At 72.8% G+C, this 17392-nt stretch carries 9 protein-coding genes and 2 pseudogenes; 8 read left to right on the plus strand and 3 right to left on the minus strand.

Annotated elements, in window-relative coordinates:
* From QMK28_RS30430 to QMK28_RS30445, 4 genes are all read left to right on the plus strand, one after another.
* On the plus strand, positions 1 to 1527 hold a 1527-nt coding region (locus tag QMK28_RS30430; RefSeq protein WP_326442920.1), incomplete at its 5' end, for an ABC transporter substrate-binding protein.
* A 41-nt stretch (positions 1528 to 1568) separates the two neighbouring features.
* On the plus strand, positions 1569 to 2531 hold the full coding sequence (locus QMK28_RS30435; RefSeq protein WP_326442927.1) for an ABC transporter permease: 963 nt from the start codon (positions 1569 to 1571) through the stop codon (positions 2529 to 2531).
* Positions 2528 to 3391 (plus strand): ABC transporter permease subunit, encoded by an 864-nt coding sequence (locus QMK28_RS30440; RefSeq protein ID WP_443050877.1) that lies wholly within the window; start codon positions 2528 to 2530, stop codon positions 3389 to 3391. The genes QMK28_RS30435 and QMK28_RS30440 overlap by 4 nt, the downstream gene beginning before the upstream one ends.
* Complete coding sequence (locus QMK28_RS30445) at positions 3360 to 4973, plus strand: ABC transporter ATP-binding protein (protein ID WP_326442921.1); 1614 nt, start codon at positions 3360 to 3362, stop codon at positions 4971 to 4973. The genes QMK28_RS30440 and QMK28_RS30445 overlap by 32 nt, the downstream gene beginning before the upstream one ends.
* A gap of 273 nt (positions 4974 to 5246) precedes the next feature.
* Here the strand turns inward: QMK28_RS30445 and QMK28_RS30450 are convergent, their stop codons facing one another.
* The gene (locus tag QMK28_RS30450) at positions 5247 to 7760 is read right to left on the minus strand and encodes a DEAD/DEAH box helicase (RefSeq protein ID WP_326442922.1); all 2514 of its coding nucleotides are present in this window, start codon (positions 7758 to 7760) and stop codon (positions 5247 to 5249) included.
* Positions 7761 to 7903: 143 nt separating this feature from the next.
* Here QMK28_RS30450 and QMK28_RS30455 point away from each other — a divergent pair, with 143 nt between their 5' ends.
* Positions 7904 to 8698 (plus strand): metal-dependent hydrolase, encoded by a 795-nt coding sequence (locus QMK28_RS30455; protein WP_326442923.1) that lies wholly within the window; start codon positions 7904 to 7906, stop codon positions 8696 to 8698.
* A 180-nt stretch (positions 8699 to 8878) separates the two neighbouring features.
* Here the strand turns inward: QMK28_RS30455 and QMK28_RS30460 are convergent, their stop codons facing one another.
* Both QMK28_RS30460 and QMK28_RS30465 read right to left on the minus strand, forming a co-directional pair.
* Positions 8879 to 10660 carry an ABC transporter ATP-binding protein gene (locus tag QMK28_RS30460; RefSeq protein ID WP_326442924.1) on the minus strand — a complete coding sequence of 594 codons (1782 nt, stop codon included), beginning with the start codon at positions 10658 to 10660 and terminating at the stop codon, positions 8879 to 8881.
* A 281-nt stretch (positions 10661 to 10941) separates the two neighbouring features.
* Positions 10942 to 12819, minus strand: a pseudogene (locus tag QMK28_RS30465) (ABC transporter transmembrane domain-containing protein); the annotation flags it as partial.
* A gap of 214 nt (positions 12820 to 13033) precedes the next feature.
* On the opposite strand from QMK28_RS30465, the gene QMK28_RS30470 reads away from it, so the two are divergent.
* The 3 genes and pseudogenes from QMK28_RS30470 to QMK28_RS30480 all read left to right on the plus strand — a co-directional run bounded on the left by QMK28_RS30470 (position 13034) and on the right by QMK28_RS30480 (position 17319).
* Positions 13034 to 13792: a L,D-transpeptidase family protein gene (locus QMK28_RS30470; RefSeq protein WP_443050878.1), complete on the plus strand. Its 759-nt coding sequence runs from the start codon at positions 13034 to 13036 to the stop codon at positions 13790 to 13792.
* A 165-nt stretch (positions 13793 to 13957) separates the two neighbouring features.
* Positions 13958 to 15610, plus strand: coding sequence for a peptide-N4-asparagine amidase (locus QMK28_RS30475; RefSeq protein WP_443050879.1), 1653 nt, complete (start codon positions 13958 to 13960; stop codon positions 15608 to 15610).
* A 300-nt stretch (positions 15611 to 15910) separates the two neighbouring features.
* A pseudogene (locus QMK28_RS30480) lies at positions 15911 to 17319 on the plus strand (cation:dicarboxylate symporter family transporter).
* The last annotated feature ends 73 nt before the right edge of the window (positions 17320 to 17392 follow it).

Below are 17392 nucleotides of genomic sequence, written 5' to 3' on the forward strand. Positions count from 1 at the left end.
GCCGTGAGCGGCGGGGTCGCCGGCGTCGCCGCGCTCACCCTCGCCGGGTGCGGCGGCCCAGCCCCCGCGACCGACGCCCAGGGCGGCGGCAAGCCCGTCCGCGGCGGCCGGGTGCGGGCCGCCTTCGCAGGCGGCGGCGCGAACGAGACCCTCGACCCGCATCTGGCGAACCTGTTCGTCGACGCGGCCCGCGCCAAGGCCCTCTTCGACAAACTCGCCGACGCCGGGGCCGACATGTCCGCCCGGCCGAGGCTCGCCGAGCGCTGGGAGGCGAACGCCGGGCTCGACCGCTGGAGGATCACGCTGCGCGAGGCGACCTGGCACAACGGCAAGCCGGTCACCGCGGCGGACGTGCTTCACAGCTACCGCCGCATCGCGGACCCCGACAAGACCTTCCGGGCCAAGGCGTCGCTGGAACCCATCGACGTGGACGCGAGCCGGGCCCTCGACGCGCGGACCGTCGAGTTCCGGCTCAAGCGCCCGTACGCCGAATTCCCCAACGTACTGGCCGCGTTCGGCGCGTACATCGTGCCCGACGGAGCCGACGACTTCGCCGCACCGGTCGGCTCGGGACCGTTCCGCTTCGTGTCCTTCGTGCCGGGCCGTTCCCTCGCCGTCAAGCGCAACGACGACTACTGGGACGGCGCGCCGCATCTGGACACCCTCGAATTCGTGATCGCCAACGAGGAGTCCGCGCGGATCAACGCGCTCATCGGCGGGCAGGTCGAGTACGCCCACGAGTTGAGCCCCACCACCGCCCGCGCCCAGGAGAACGCCGGCCGGGTGACGATCATCCGGCTCGCGGGCAGCGGCATGCAGGCGTTCGCGATGAAGACCGACCGGGCGCCCTTCGACGACAAGCGGGTGCGAGAGGCGTTCTGCCTGATCGCCGACCGCGAGGAGCTGGTGCAGGGCGCGCTGTCCGGGGCGGGGGAGGTGGGCAACGACCTCTTCGGCAAGGGCTACCAGTACTACGCCAAGGATCTGCCGCAGCGCGAACAGGACCTGAAGCGGGCCCGGAAGCTGCTGCGCGAGGCCGGGCACGACAAGCTCACCGTCACCCTCGACACCTCCACCGTCGCCGCCGGATTCGTCGAGTCCGCCGGGATCTTCAAGGACCAGGCCGCGAAGGCGGGCGTGAGCGTCAAGGTCAAGGTCGGGGACAAGGACACCTACTGGAGCGACATCCTCGACTCCGGCACCATCTGCTGCTACCGCTCCGGCGCGATGCCCATCGAGTCCCACGTCTCGCAGCGGCTGCTCACCGGCTCGACCACCAACGCCACCCACTGGCGGCACAAGGACTTCGACGCCCTCTACCAGCAGGCCCAGTCGACCAAGGACGCGGCGGAGCGGACCGCGCTGTACGAGCGCATGCAGCGACGGCTGCACGCCGAGGGCGGCTTCCTGGTCTGGGGCTTCGCCGACTGGATCGTCGGCACCGCGAAGACGGTGCGCGGCGTGGCGAAGGACGCGCCCGCCAACACCCTCGACTGGGCGCGCTTCGATAACGTGTGGCTGGCGTGAGCGAGGCCGTGCGCGGCGTCCCGGCCGCTGCTCGCGAAGAGATGCCGGGACACGGCACCGGCTTGGGGCGTTCCTGGCTGCCGCGCCGACTGGCGCTCGGACTCGTGCAGACCGCCGGTGTGGTGCTGCTGATCTTCGCGCTGACCGAAGCGCTCCCCGGTGACGCGGCCGTCGCACTCGCCGGGGACTACCCGGACCCCGCCCGCATCGAACGGATACGGGAGGTCATGCAACTCGACCGGCCGGCCGCCGAGCGGTTTCTCGACTGGACCGCCGGGCTCCTGCACGGCGACCTCGGCGCGTCCGTCGTCACCGGCCGTCCGGTGACCAGCTATCTGAGCGCAGGGCTCGGCCCCACCCTGCTGCTCGCGCTCACCACCCTGGTGCTCCTGGTGCCGCTCTCCGTAGGGCTCGGCGTGCTCTCCGCGCGCCGCGAGGGCGGCCGGCTCGACCGCCTCATCAGCTCCGCGACGCTGGGCGTCTACGCGGTCCCCGAGTTCGCCTCCGGCGTGCTGCTCGTCGCCGTCTTCGCACTGCGGCTCGGCTGGCTCCCGCCCACCGCCGTCGGCTCCGACCTGCTCGCCGACCCGGCGGTGCTGGTACTGCCCGTACTCGTCCTGCTGGCGCGCCCGGTCTGCTCGATCAGCCGCCTGGTACGGGCCGGCATGCTCGACGCGATGGCCTCCCCGTACGTGGCGCAGGCGCGGCGCTGCGGCATCCGGGGCGGCCGGATCCGCTACCGGCACGCGCTGCCCAACGCGCTCGCCCCGGCCGCGCAGCAACTCGCCCGCACCTGCGACTGGTTGCTCAGCGGGGTCATCGTCGTCGAGGCGCTGTTCGTCATCCCCGGGCTCGGCACCGTCCTGATGGACGCGGTCGCCGCCCGCGACATCCCCGTCATGCAAGGCATGGCCGTCGTCTTCGGAGTCGTGACCGTCCTGCTCAACCTCGGCGCGGACCTCGTCGTACGGCGCTTCGCACCCCGGACGGGGGTGGCCGCGTGAAGCGGCTCCCTTGGTTCCCTGGCCTCCGTGGACGGTGCGAGGGCCGGGCGGCCCTCGGGGCGGCGCTGCTCGCCGTACCGCTGCTGCTCGCGCTCGCCGGACCCTGGATCGCGGGGCTCACCGGCGGACCCGGCCCGCGAGCCGCCTCGTTCACCCTGGGCGGCGGCCACTGGCTCGGCACCGATTTCACCGGCCGCGACGTTCGGCAGCAGATCCTGCTGGGCGGGCGGTCCGTGGTGCTGGTCGCGCTGAGCGCCACCGCGCTCGGCTACCTCGTCTCGGTGCCGCTCGGTCTCGCCGCCGCGCTGACCCACCGGACTTGGCTCGACGACCTGCTGATGAGGCCGCTCGACGTGGTGCTCGCCGTCCCTTCGCTGCTGCTCCTGCTGCTCGTCGCGGCCCTGTTCGAGCCCGGGGCCGCCGGGCTCGCGCTGCTCGTCGCGGCCGTCAACGTGCCCGACACGACCCGGATGGTGCGGGCTGCCGCGACCGAGGCGGCGGCCCGGCCGGCCGTCGAGGCGCTGCGGATGCAGGGCGAGACGTGGTGGCGCATCGCCGTCGGCTATGTCGGCCGCTCGACGCTGCGCACCCTCACCGCCGACGCCGGGCTGCGGCTGACCGGCGCGCTCTATCTGGTCGCCACCGCCGCTTTTCTGGGGGTGGGCGTCGCGCCCGACGCCGCCGACTGGGCGGTGATGGTCGACCGCAACAGGACCGGGCTGTTCGTCCAGCCCTGGGCGGTGGTCGCCCCCGCGCTGCTGATCGTGGCGCTCTCCATGGGCAGCAACCTGCTGTTCGACGCAGCACTGGCACGGAAGGGAACGAATCATGCGGATGCCGCCGACCGTCGCGAGAATTGACGGGCTACGGGTCGAGGTGGACGGCCGGGCGATCGTCGACGGCGTATCCGTCGAGTTGCGGGCCGGCCGTTGCACAGCGCTCATCGGCGCGTCCGGCAGCGGTAAGACCACTACCGGCCTCGCCCTGCTCGGCGAGTACCCGGCAGGGGCCCGGACGAGCGGCACGGTCGACGTCCCAAGGCCGGGCGACGGGACGCCGGACGGCCCCGGCCCGGTCGGCTACGTACCGCAGCAGCCCGCCGCCGCGCTCAACCCCGCCCGGCGGGCCGGAGCCCTGCTCGGCGACATCGCGCGGCTCGGCGGCGGAACCCGGAGCGAGCGCTCCGCGCGCGTCGCCGAAGCGCTGCGGCTGGCCCAACTCCCGTACCCCGAACAGGTGCTGAGCCGCTATCCGCACCAGCTGTCGGGCGGCCAGCAGCAACGCGTCGTCCTCGCCCAGGCGTTGCTGCTGGGCGCGCGAGTGATCGTCGCGGACGAGCCGACGACCGGCCAGGACAGCCTGACCAAGCGCCGGATCGTGGGAGAGCTGCGCGAGCTGCTGCGCCAGTCGATCGCCGTGCTGCTGCTGAGCCACGACCTCGATGTCGTACGGGAGTTGTCCGACGAAGTGGTGGTGCTCCGGGACGGGCAGGCCGTCGAGAGGGGCCCGGCGGACGAGGTCTTCGCAGCTCCCCGGCACCCGTGGACCAGGGAACTGCTCGCGGGCGGCGCACCCCGTCCCGTACGGACCGCTACCCGGCCGCCCGAGGAGGCGCGAGCGGACCCGGACACCCCGCCCCGGCTCGCGGTGCACCGCGTCAGCGCCTGGCACGGGCCGCGCCGCGCGCGCGGGAGCGTGCTGCGCGAGGTGTCGCTCTCGGTCGGAGCGGGGGAGTGCCTGGCCGTGGTCGGCCGGTCCGGGTCCGGGAAGACCACGCTGGCGCGCTGCCTCGCCGGGCTGCACCGGGGCTGGACGGGGCGGGTGCGGGTGGACGGCGACGCGCTGCCGCGCAGTCTGCGCAGCCGCGACACGGCCGAACTGGCCGCCGTGCAGTACGTGTTCCAGGACCCGCGGGCCGCCTTCGACGAATACCGGCCGGTACTGGACCAGGTGGCCCGTACGGCGGTGCGGCTGCGCGCGGTGCCGGCCGATCAGGCCCGTACGGAAGCGCTGTCCGCGTTGGCCGAGGTGGGCCTCGGGCAGCCGACCGTGCGGCGCCGGCCCGCCGGACTCTCCGGCGGCGAGCTCCAGCGGGCCGCGCTCGCCCGCGCCCTGCTCGCCAGGCCGCGGGTGCTGGTCTGCGACGAGATCACCTCCGGCCTGGACCCGGTCACCCGGCGCGGCATCTGCGCGCTGCTGCGCCGGCTCACCGCTGAGCAGCGGACCACGCTGGTGCTGATCACGCATGACCTCGCGGTGGCCGCCGAACTCGGCGACCGGATCGTGGTCCTCGAAGCCGGCCGGGTGGTGGAGCAGGGTCCCACCGCCCGGCTGCTCACGGAGCCGAGCCATCCGCTCACCCGCGAGCTGCTCGCGGCGGCGGACCGGGAGGTGTCCCCGAAGGGGGCTCCGGAGGCGCCCCCGGAGACCGCCGAGGTGTAGCCGGAAGCCGGCCGAGGTGCTGCCGGGCCCCCTGCCCTGGCCCGGTCGGCACCCCGGCCCGAAGCGACCGGGACCCGGTCGGGCCCGACCGGCGTCCGGCCCGACCGGACCGGGTGCCGGGACGGGGCCGGGCATCCGGTGCGAGGCCCCCGGCCCAACCGGAGACCGCCGGGACGCGGCCAGGCATCCGGCCCGAGGCCCCGGCCCGAGGCCCCGGCCCGAGGCCCCCGCCACGGGACCCGCCACGACGCACCCGCCACGGGACCCGCTCCCTCAGAGCGTCCCCACGTCCGTCACCCGGATCACCGCGAGCCCCGCCTCGTCCGACGCCGCGAGGTCCACCTCGGCCGAGATGCCCCAGTCGTGGTCGCCCTTCGGATCGGCGAAGGTCTGCCGGACCTTCCACAGGCTGTGCTCCGGCTGCTCCTCGATCCGGAGCAGCTTGGGGCCGCGCGCGTCCGGGCCGGTGCCCAGGTCCTCGTACTCGTCCCAGTAGGCGTCCAGCGCCTTGCCCCACGCCTCCTCGTTCCAGCCCGACTCGGCGTCCAGCTCGCCCAGTTCGCCCGCCCTGTCGAGCGCGGCCAGCTCGACGCGACGGAACATCGCGTTGCGCACCAGCACCCGGAAGGCGCGCCCGTTGGTGGTGACCGGGCGCACCTGGTCGGCGCGCTCCAGAGCCTCTTCGGCGGTCTCCACCTCCGGGTTGGCGAGCTGCTCCCACTCGTCCAGCAGGCTGGAGTCGACCTGGCGGACCATCTCGCCGAGCCAGGCGATCAGGTCCTGGAAGTCCTCGGACTTCAAGTCGTCCGGGACGGTGTGCTGCAGCGCCTTGTACGCGCTCGCCAGATAGCGCAGCACGATGCCCTCGGTGCGTGCCAGCTCGTAGTGGCCGGTGAACTCGGCGAAGGTCATCGCCCGCTCGTACATGTCGCGGATGACGGACTTCGGGGACAGCGTGTGGTCGGCGACCCACGGGTGGCTCTGCCGGTAGATGTCGTAGGCGTGGAAGAGGATCTCCTCCAGCGGCTTCGGGTACGTGACGTCCTGGAGCCGCTCCATCCGGTCCTCGTACTCGACGCCGTCCGACTTCATCTCGGCGATCGCCGCGCCGCGCGCCTTGTTCTGCTGCGCGGCCAGGATCTGCCGGGGGTCGTCCAGCGTCGATTCGACGACCGAGACCATGTCCAGGGCGTACGACGGCGACTCCAGGTCGAGGAGGTCGAAGGCGGCGAGCGCGAAGGTGGACAGCGGCTGGTTGAGGGCGAAGTTCTGCTGGAGGTCCACGGTCAGCCGGACGATCCGGCCCTCCGCGTCCGGCTCGGCGAGCCGCTCCACGACGCCGCCGGCCAGCAGCGAGCGGTAGATGGCGATGGCCCGCCGGATGTGCCGCAGCTGCGCCTTGCGCGGCTCGTGGTTGTCCTCCAGCAGCGAGCGCATCGCCTCGAAGGCGTTGCCCGGCCGGGCGATGACCGACAGCAGCATGGTGTGGGTGACCCGGAAGCGCGAGGTGAGCGGCTCGGGGTCGGAGCCGATGAGCTTCTCGAAGGTCTGCTCGCTCCACGCGATGAAGCCGTCGGGGGCCTTCTTGCGCACCACCTTGCGGCGCTTCTTCGGGTCGTCCCCGGCCTTGGCGAGCGCCTTCTCGTTCTCCACGACGTGATCGGGCGCCTGCGCGACCACCAGGCCCGCCGTGTCGAACCCGGCCCGGCCCGCGCGGCCCGCGATCTGGTGGAACTCACGGGCCCGCAGCGTGCGCACCCGGATGCCGTCGTACTTGGTGAGCGCGGTGAACAGCACCGTGCGGATCGGCACATTGACGCCGACGCCCAGCGTGTCCGTACCGCAGATGACCTTGAGCATGCCCGCCTGCGCCAGCCGCTCGACCAGCCGCCGGTACTTCGGCAGCATGCCGGCGTGGTGTACGCCGATGCCGTGCCGCACGAAGCGCGACAGGCTCTGGCCGAACTTGGTGGTGAACCGGAAATTGCCGATCAGCTCGGCGATCTTGTCCTTCTCGGCGCGGGTGCACATGTTGATGCTCATCAGCGCCTGCGCCCGCTCCACCGCGTTCGCCTGGGTGAAGTGCACGATGTAGACCGGCGCCTGATGGGTCTCCAGCAGCTCGGTCAGCGTCTCGGTCATCGGCGTCGTGCGGTACTCGTACGACAGCGGCACCGGCCGGTGGGAGGACCGTACGATCGTGGTCGGGCGGCCGGTGCGCCGGGTCAGGTCCTCCTCGAAGCGCGACATGTCGCCGAGCGTCGCGGACATCAGGATGAACTGCGCCTGCGGCAGCTCCAGCATCGGGATCTGCCAGGCCCAGCCGCGGTCCGGCTCGGCGTAGAAGTGGAACTCGTCCATCACGACCTGGCCGACGTCGGCGTGCTTGCCGTCGCGAAGCGCGATGGAGGCCAGCACCTCGGCGGTGCAGCAGATGACGGGCGCGTCCGGGTTGACCGAGGCGTCGCCGGTCAGCATGCCGACGTTCTCGGTGCCGAAGAGCTTGCAGAGGTCGAAGAACTTCTCCGACACCAGCGCCTTGATGGGTGCGGTGTAGAAGGTGACCTGGTCCTTGGCGAGCGCGGCGAAGTGCGCGCCGGCCGCCACCAGAGACTTGCCCGAACCGGTGGGGGTCGACAGGATGACGTTCGCCCCCGAGACCACCTCGATCAGCGCCTCCTCCTGGGCGGGGTAGAGCACGATGCCCTGCCCCTCGGCCCACGTCGAGAAAGCTTCGAAGAGGGCATCGGGATCGGCGTCGGGCGGCATCTGATCGATAAGGGTCACGCCCCCATACTGCCTGTCCTGAGGCCGTGGGCGGGAACCGGCCGTCCATACGAAGATCGCTTGGCGTTACGCTGAGTGGCCGATGGGGCGTCAGCGCGGGCCAACGTGCCGCGAGGGACGCGAAGAAGGGGTGGGGAAAGACCATGATGGGACCGGCGCACTCGCTGTCCGGGGCGGCGGCCTGGCTGGGGGTCGGCGCGGCGGCGTCGGCGTACGACCACCCGATGCCGTGGCCCGTGCTCGTCGTAGGGGCCCTGATCTGCGCCGGAGCGGCACTCGCCCCCGATCTGGACCACAAGTCCGCGACGATCTCGCGCGCTTTCGGGCCCATCTCGCGCGGCCTGTGCGAAATCATCGACAAGCTCTCGTACGCGACGTACAAGGCGACGAAGAAGCAGGGCGACCCGCGCCGCACCGGCGGCCACCGCACGCTCACCCACACCTGGCTCTGGGCCGTGATGATCGGCGGCGGCGCGTCGGCGCTGGCCATGTTCGGCGGCCGGTGGGCGGTGCTCGCGATCCTCTTCGTCCATCTGGTGCTCGCGGTCGAGGGCCTGCTGTGGCGGATGGCCCGGGTCTCCAGCGACGTCCTGGTCTGGCTGCTCGGCGCTACCGGCGCGTGGATTCTCGCCGATGTGCTGCACCAGCCGGGCAACGGCTCGAACTGGATGTTCACCGAGCCCGGCCAGGAGTACCTCTGGCTCGGGCTGCCGATCGTGCTGGGCTCGCTGGTGCACTGCCTCGGCGACGCCCTCACCGTCTCGGGCTGCCCGGTCCTGTGGCCGATCCCGATCGGCCGCAAGCGGTGGTACCCGATCGGCCCGCCGAAGATGCTGCGCTTCCGGGCGGGCAGCTGGGTGGAGCTCAAGGTCCTGATGCCGTTCTTCATGCTGCTCGGCGGGATAGGCGGGCTGGGCGCGCTGGGGTTCATCGGCTGAGCGGGGCTTCGCGGGACGAGGGCTTCCCGTTCCCGTCCTTGAGTCTTTTTGTCCAGGACGCCCCCGGCACGCAATCGCGTACCGGGGGCGTCCTGCGTGGCGAGGCCCCGACCCCCGTACGGGGCCTCGCCCGTCCTGTCGCCCCGGCGCCGGGGCCCTGCCGCTGGTGCGGTGAGTGCGCTACCCGTGCCACGAGCGCCACAGCGCCGCGTACGCGCCGTCCGCCGCGACCAGCTCGTCATGGCTGCCCGACTCGCTGATCCGGCCGTCCTCGACCACCGCGATGACGTCCGCGTCGTGCGCGGTGTGCAGCCGGTGGGCGATGGCGATGACCGTCCGCCCGGCCAGCACCTGCGCGAGGGAGCGCTCCAAGTGCCGTGCGGCGCGCGGGTCCAGGAGCGAGGTGGCCTCGTCCAGGACCAGCGTGTGCGGGTCCGCGAGGACCAGCCGGGCCAGTGCCACCTGCTGCGCCTGCGCCGGGGTGAGCGCGAGCCCGCCCGAGCCGACATCGGTGGCCAGGCCGTCGCCCAGCGCGCGGGCCCAGCCGTCGGCGTCCACCGCGCGCAGCGACGCCCACAGCTCCGCGTCGTCCGCGCCGGTACGGGCCAGCAGCAGGTTGTCGCGGAGCGAGCCCACGAAGACGTGGTGCTCCTGGTTGACCAGCGCGACATGCTCACGCACCCGCTCGGCTGGCATCCGGGCCAGCTCGGCGCCGCCCAGCGTGACCTCACCGGCGCGCGGCGCGTAGATGCCCGCGAGCAGCCGGCCGAGCGTGGACTTGCCCGCGCCGGACGGTCCGACCAGCGCGAGCCGCTGACCGGGCCGTACGTTCAGGGTCACGCCGTGCAGCACATCGCTGCCGTCCCGGTAGCCGAACCGGACGTCGTCCGCCCGGACGTCCCGGCCCCGCGGGCTGAGGGCCTCGTCCGCGGGCTCCGGCTCGATCTCGCGCACCCCGACCAGCCGGGCGAGCGAGACCTGGGCGATCTGGAGCTCGTCGTACCAGCGCAGGATCAGCCCGATCGGGCTGGTCAGCATCTGCGCGAGCAGCGCGCCGGTGGTGAGCTGGCCGACGGTCATCCAGCCGCGCAGCACGAACACGCCGCCGATCATCAGCACCGAGCCGAGGATCAGCGCGAACGTCATATTGAAGGAGATGAAGAAGACGCAGCGCAGCCAGAGGGTGTACCGCTCCCAATCAGTCCATTCCTTGACACGCCGTTCCGACTGCTTGACGCGCCGGCCGCCCAGCCGGTGCGCCTCGATGGTCCGTCCGGCGTCCACGGTCTCGGCGAGCGCGGCTGCCACCGCCGCGTAGCCGGCGGCCTCGGAGAGGTACGCGCTCGGCGCCCGCCGGAAGTACCAGCGGCAGCCGACGACCAGGACCGGCAGCGCGACCAGGACGGCGAGCGCGAGCGGCGGCGCGGTCAGCGCGAGTGCGCCGAGCAGCAGCCCGGCCCACACCACACCGATCGACAGCTGCGGCACGGCCTCGCGCATCGCGTTGGCCAGCCGGTCCACGTCGGTGGTGATCCGCGACAGCAGATCGCCGGTGCCGGCCCGCTCCAGCACCCCGGGCGGCAGCCCGACGGCCCGCACCAGGAAGTCCTCGCGCAGGTCCGCGAGCATCTCCTCGCCGAGCATCGCGCCGCGCAGCCGCACCATCCGTACGAACACGGTCTGCACGATGAGCGCCGCTGTGAACAACGCCATGGTGCGTTCCAGGTGGAGGTTCCGCTCGCCCGCCGACAGGTCCTCGATCAGTCCGCCCAGCAGATAGGGGCCGACCATGGAGGCGATCACGGCGGCCGTGTTCACCACGATGAGCAGGATGAAGGGCGTGCGGTGCCGCCGCGCGAGTTCGAGCACGTAGCCGCGCACGGTCGCGGCGGAGCCGACCGGCAGGGTGGCCGTCGTCTCCTGCCCCGCGGGGTCGTAGGCGGGGGGTGCGACGCCGATCATGCGGACTCCTCGATCCGGTCGGTGCGGTCGAGGGCGGCGGCGTCGAGGTCGGTGCGGTCGGCGCGGTCGAGGCCGGCACCGTCGATGTGGCCGTTCCGGTCGGCGGCGGGGTGCAGCGGGCGCGCGTCGCGCTCTTGCGTCATCTCGTCCAACACATCCAGCTCATCCATCTCGTCCAGCGCGTTCAGCTCGTTGAGCTTGTCCAAGTCATCGGTCCCGGCCGTCACAGCGCTCTCAACGGCCTTGCACGGCTCACTCGTCTCAGCCGTCTCGTGCTCGGTCTCGGTCTCCGTCTCGCGGGTGACGGCCAGCCGGTAGCCGGCGTCGGTGCGCAGCAGTTCGCGGTGTGTGCCGACGGCCGCTGCCTCGCCGCCTTGGACGAACACCACCCGGTCGGCCCGGTCCAGCAGCAGCGGGCTCGACGCGAACACCACCGTGGTGCGGCCCGCGCGCAGGCTCCGCAGGCCGTCCGCGATGCGCGCCTCGGTGTGCGAGTCGACGGCGCTCGTCGGCTCGTCCAGGACCAGCACCTCCGGGTCGGCGACCAGCGAACGGGCGAGCGCCAGCCGCTGCCGCTGCCCGCCGGAGAGCGACCGGCCGCGCTCGGTGATCCGGGTGCGCATCGGGTCGGCGGAGTCCTCGGTCGAGGCCTGCGCGAGCGCGGCGAGCACGTCCGAGCACTGCGCGGCGGCGAGCGCCGCGTCGGCGGCGATCTGGCCCGAGGACGGGATGTCCAGCAGTTCGGCGAGCGTCCCGGACAGCAGCACCGGGTCCTTGTCCTGGACGAGGACTGCCGTACGGGCGGTGGCCAGCGGCACGTCGTCGAGCGCGACGCCGCCCAGCAGCGCCGAGGGCACGGGCGTCCGGACGGCCGGGACCGGTCCGTCGTCGGTCCGGTCCGGTCCGGCGCTCCGAGCGGCGTCCTCGGGCGCGTCGTCCTGCGGGGTGTGGCCGCCGAGGCGGTCGGCGAGCCGTCCCGCCTCGTCCGGGTCGCCGCACACCACGGCGGTGAGCCGGCCGGCCGGGGCCAGCAGCCCGCTCGCCGGGTCGTACAGATCGCCGCTGAGCGACCCGCTCGGCCGGTCGCGCCCGGCGGCTCGTCCGCTGTCGTGCGAGGCGTCGGCCCCGGTCGCGGAGCCGCTTCCGGTCGCGGCCTCGCCCGAGGTGCGCTGGAGTGCCAGTACCCGCGCCGCGCGGTTCGCCGAGGGCTTGGAGAAGGAGTACGCCATCGCGATCTCCTCGAAGTGCCGCAGCGGGAAGAGCAGGAAGGTGACCGCGCCGTAGATGGTGACCAGCTCGCCGACGCTGATCCGGCCGTCCAGCGCCAGCCGCGCGCCGTACCAGACCACGCCGATCAGCAGCAGCCCCGGCAGCACCACCTGCACCGCGGCGATCAAGGCCCACATCCGCGCACTGCGCACGGCGGCCCCGCGGACCTCCTGCGAGGCGCGGCGGTAGCGGGTGAGGAACAACTCCTCGCCGCCGATCCCGCGCAGCACCCGCAGCCCGGCGACGGTGTCCGACGCCAACTCGGTGGCCCGGCCCGCCTTCGCGCGCTGCACATCGGCCCGCCGGGTGGCGGGCGGCAGCAGCGGCAGCACGGCCAGCGCCAGCACCGGTACGCCGAGCGCCACCACGAGGCCGAGCAGAGGCTGGTAGAACGCCAGCGTCACGCACACCGCGACGGTGGTGATCGCCGCGGCGGCGAACCGCGACATCGCCTCGATGAACCAGCCGATCTTCTCGACGTCACCCGTACTGACGGCCGTGACCTCGCCGGCCGCCACCCGCCGGGTCAGCGTCGCGCCCAGCCCGGCCGCCTTGCGGGCCAGCAACTGCTGCAAGCGGGCGGAGGCGGTGATCCAGTTGGTGACCGCGGCGCGGTGCAGCAGCGAATCGCCGAGCGCGGAGAGCGAGCCGAGCACCAGCATCAGGCCGCCGGCCAGTGCGAGCCGTCCGCCCGACCGGTCCACGACGGCCTGCACCGCGATGCCCACCGCGAGCGGAAACGCCCCGATCGAGGCCATCCAGACCGTGCCCCAGAGCAGCGCCTGCGCCTGCATGCCCAGCTGATGACGGCCGATCCAGACCAGCAGGCGGAAGCCGGATCGGGTGTCCGGGACACCCGGGTCGGGATACGGAAGGTCGCGAATCTGCATGTCATCCCATGGCTCGGTGCGGGGCTGGGTCGGTCCGGTTCGGAACCGGAGCGGCGGCCGTCCCGGCATCGGTCGGAGCGGGGGCCGGAGACGGGGCGTAGGGCCGGAGTGTGCAAGGTTCGCGGTTCGAGGTGCGCGGTTCAACAGGTTTTCCCGGCGATGCGCGCGGAACGCGCCATGGGCGCTGCGGCCGTTCGCGGTGCGGGGTGGGACCATGGAGCCCATGCGCACTTCCCGGAATTGGACGAGAGCGGCCGCCGCCACTGCCGGACTGGCCCTGCTGGCCGCCTGCGGCAGCACGAGCGGTGACGACGACGGGGGCGGCAACGGCTCGGCGAAGCGCGACGGTTCGGGCAAGCAGGCGGTACGCGACGCCTCGCCCGCCGCGGAGCTCAAGCACATCCCCGGCGTGGGGGAGAAGCTGCGGGCCGGCATCCCGGCGAACGCGCGGCAGGTCGTCGCCGTCTACGGCAAGGGCGCGGACTCGGCCGACGCGGCCGTCAGCCTCTTCACCAAGGACGGCAGTGGCTGGAAACGGACCAAGAACTGGACCGGCCACAACGGCAAGCGCGGCTGGACGCCCGACCATCGCGAGGGCGACAAGCGCAGCCCCGTCGGCGTCTTCACCCTCTCCGACGCCGGGGGCGTGCTGGCTGATCCCGGCGCGAAGCTTCCGTACCAGCAGTCCGCCGCGTTCGCCGCGCCGCACTACTGGGCCAAGAGCCACTGGAACGACTTCGACTACGTCGTCGCGATCGACTACAACCGGGTCAAGGGCACCCCGCCGAACGACCCGACCCGGCCGCAGGGCCAGTCCAAGGGCGGCAGCATCTGGCTGCACATGGACCACGGCAGCGGGACCTCGGGCTGCGTGAGCCTGCCGAAGTCCGGCATGGAATACCTCCTGAAGACGCTGGACCCGAAGCAGCACCCGGTCGTGGTCATGGGGGACAAGGCGCACCTCGCGGCCTGATGCGCGGCCGTCGGTGATGCTGGGCCGTCGCTGATCCGTGGTGCCGGCGGTATGCGCTGCCCTCGCGGTCTGCCCGGAATCATCGCGTACGGGGCAGGGCCGCTGGCCGCGTATGGGGCAGGGCCTCTGGCGCGGCGCGCCCCTGACGCGCTTCACTCCGGCCTCATGAGACGACTGATCCTCGCGACCCTGGCCGCGGCCATGGGCCTCGCGCTCGCCGCGGGCCCGGCTGTCGCGGTCCCCGCGCCGCCGCCCGCCGAGTTCGGCACCGACTGGCACGATCCGCTCACCGCGGCCCCGCCCATAGCCACCCCCGGCACCAAGTCCTGCGAAGTGAGCGTGGTGCGGACCGAGTTCCGCGACTTCACGCCGTACAAGGGCAGTTACGCGCCGCCCAAGGGGTGCGGCGACCGCTGGAGCAAGGTGGTGCTGCGGCTCGAAGGGACGGTCGCGGGGCGGCAGTTCGACCGGCTCGGCTATCTACGGATGGGCGGCGTCGAAGTCCTGCGCACCTCCACCCCGGAGCCTTCCCCGGACGGCATCCGCTGGTCCGTGGAGAAGGACGTCACCCGCTACACGCCGACCCTGCGCCGCGCGCAGCCGGTCGAGATGCTGATCGGGAACGTCGTCGACGACACCTACACCGGCGTCATCGGCGTGCGGGTGTCGCTGACCTTCTACGCGGCCGAGGGGGCCGAGGGGGCCAAGGGGGCCGAGGGGGCGGCTGCTCGGAGCGGCGGGCCCCCCGACCAGGTGCTCACCCTGGACGGCGCGCACCAGGAGGGCACGGCGCTCGTCGGAGATCTCACCACCCCGCGCAACACCGAGCGCCTGGTCGCGGAGGTCTACGCGACCGGCTCCGGCGGCGGCTGCGAGGAGTACTGGTACCTCACCGTCCCGGACGCCGCCCCGTACTCCTGCAAGGCCGCCGGCGGCCCGTACCGCGAGGTGCGGATCACGGTGGACGGCCAAGTCGCGGGCATCGCCGCGCCGTTCCCGACCGTGTGGACCGGCGGCTGGTCCAACCCGTTCCTCTGGTATGTGATCCCCGGGCCGCGCGCCTTCGACGTCAAGCCGGTCGAGTACGACCTGACGCCCTTCGCCGGGAAGCTCAACGACGGCCGGCCGCACCGCGTCGAGGTGTCGGTGCTCGGTGTGCCGGAGGGGCAGAGCGGCTGGAGCACCCCGGCCAATGTGCTCGTCTGGCAGGACGAGAAGCGCGACCGCGTCTCCGGCAAGCTGACCGCTCACCGGGAGCGCGACCTCGCCGAATCGGTCGACTACCGGCCCGGTGCGGAGCACCGCCTCGACACCGCGGGCGGCCACGCCCTGACCGTCTCGGGATACCTGGACACCTCGCACGGCCGGGTCGCCACGACGGTGGCGCGCGAAGTCTCCGGCACCTCCACGCACCGCTGGACCGAGGGCGAGGCGCTGGACGCGCTCACGGCCCGCTGGCGCGACACCGAGACGCTCACCTCGGACGGCAGGGGCCCGGCGACGACCGTGCGGACACACCGGACCTACACGATGGACGGCGAGACCACGCTCGGCGCGGGCGACCGGATGCGCACCGTGCTCGACCTGGGCGACCGGGCGGACAGCGAGACGCGGCGGGCGGGACGGCGTACCGCCTGGTCACGCCTGGACGACAGTTACCGGGGCGACGCGACGTACACGGCCGACGTCCCGCGCGAGGACCGGCACGCGGTCGGCACCACGGCCGAGCGCTACCGGCTGACCGGTTCGGGCGGCTGTTACGACCGGAGTCTGGTCACCGAGCAGGGCGCGCTGACGGTGGACCGGCTGCGCTGCTGACCGGGCCGTCGGGGGCAGCCGGCTGAGGAACGGCGGAGCTGTCGGCGGCCTGCGGGCCCGGCTTGCGGAATGGACGGCTCCGTAGCGCTCCCGTAGAGCTCACGCAGCGCTCCTGTAGCAAGGTCCAAGATTCATTGGATGTTGCGGCTACCCCTTTCGCCGGAGGGCGGCGTTCCGCAAGAGTGACGCATCGCGGAATTAAGATTCCGTATGCCAGAAGTCTCCTTCGGAGGAGTGCCCGTTCCGCACGCCGCCCAACCCAGCACCGGCCAGCCCGGTTTCACCCGGCGCGCAGCGCACATGCTGCGCACCTCGCTCTTCGCGCAGGTCGCCTGCGCGCTGCTGCTCGGAGTCGTCGTCGGACGGATGTGGCCGGAGTTCGGCAGCTCCGTCCAGCCGCTCGGCGACGGCTTCGTGCGCCTCATCAAGGCGATGATCGCCCCGCTCGTCTTCTGCGTGGTGGTCGTCGGCATCACCAAGGCCGGCGACCTCAAGGCCTTCGGCCGGATCGGCGTCAAGGCGCTGATCCGGTTCGAGGTCGCCAGCAGCGTCGCACTCGTCCTCGGCCTGCTCGCGGGCAACGTCATCGGTCCCGGCAAGGGCATGAACGTCGATACGGCCACCCTCGACGCCTCCGCCGTGGACGCCAAGACCGGCGGCGGGCACCTTCCCTCGACCGCCCGATTCGTCCTGGAATCGCTGCCGGACAGCGCGATCGGCGCCTTCGCCGAGAACTCGCTGCTCCAAGTCCTGGTGCTGTCCTGTCTGGTGGGCGCCGCGCTGCTGCACCTCGGGCAGTCCAAGGCGCCCGCCATTCTGCCGATGATCGAGCAGGGCCAGGAGATCGTCTTCACGATCGTCGGCTACATCATGCGCCTCGCGCCGCTCGCCGTCTTCGGCGCGAGGCGCACCTGGTGGCGGAGTACGGCGTCAAGGCCATGTCGACGTAGGGCAAGCTCATCGCCGTCTGCTACGGCGTCGCGCTGCTCTTCCTGCTGCTGCTCGGACTCGCCCTCAAGGCGTTCACCGGCCTGAACCTGTGGCACTTCGTCCGCTACACCCGCGAGGAACTGCTGCTCGCGCTGGGCACCGGCTCCAGCGAGACGGTCATGCCGCGCATGATGCAGAAGCTGCGCGCGGCGGGCTGCCGGGACGACGCGGTGGGCCTGGTGCTGCCGACCGGCTACTCGTTCAACCTCGACGGCGCGTCGATCTACCTCTCCGTCGGCACGCTCTTCATCGCCCAAGCGGTGGGCGTCGAGCTGACATTGGGGCAGCAGATCACCGTCGTCCTCATCCTGATGCTGACCAGCAAGGGCATGGCCGGAGTGCCGGGATCGGCCTTCCTCGCGCTCTCCGCCACCGCCTCCGCGCTGGGCGTGATCCCGGCCGCCGCTGTCGCGCTGCTGCTCGGCGTCGACCGGATCATGGACTCGATGCGGGTCACCACCAACCTGCTCGGCAACTGCGTGGCCGTCTTCGCGGTCTCGCGCTGGGAGGGTGCGCTGGACGTGGAGAAGGCCAAGCGGGTCCTCTCCGGCGAGGAGCGGGCCGTACTCGACGACGAGCCGCCGACGCCCGCGCGGGGCGGCGAGCCTACGGAGCCGGGAGCGGCGCTGCCCGGTGCGGAGCCGGTTCCCGGTGCGGAGCGGGTTCCCGGTGCGGAGCCGGTAGGGCTGAGCAAGGAGGCCCCGACGAAGGCCGGTTGACGCTGTGAGCGCGCGTGTTGAGCGGCCCGGCCGAACCGGCCGGGCCGCTCACCCCCGATACGGGGCGCCGGCC

This window comes from Streptomyces sp. H27-D2 (assembly GCF_035828615.1).
In the GTDB taxonomy this organism is placed as follows: Bacteria; Actinomycetota; Actinomycetes; order Streptomycetales; family Streptomycetaceae; genus Streptomyces.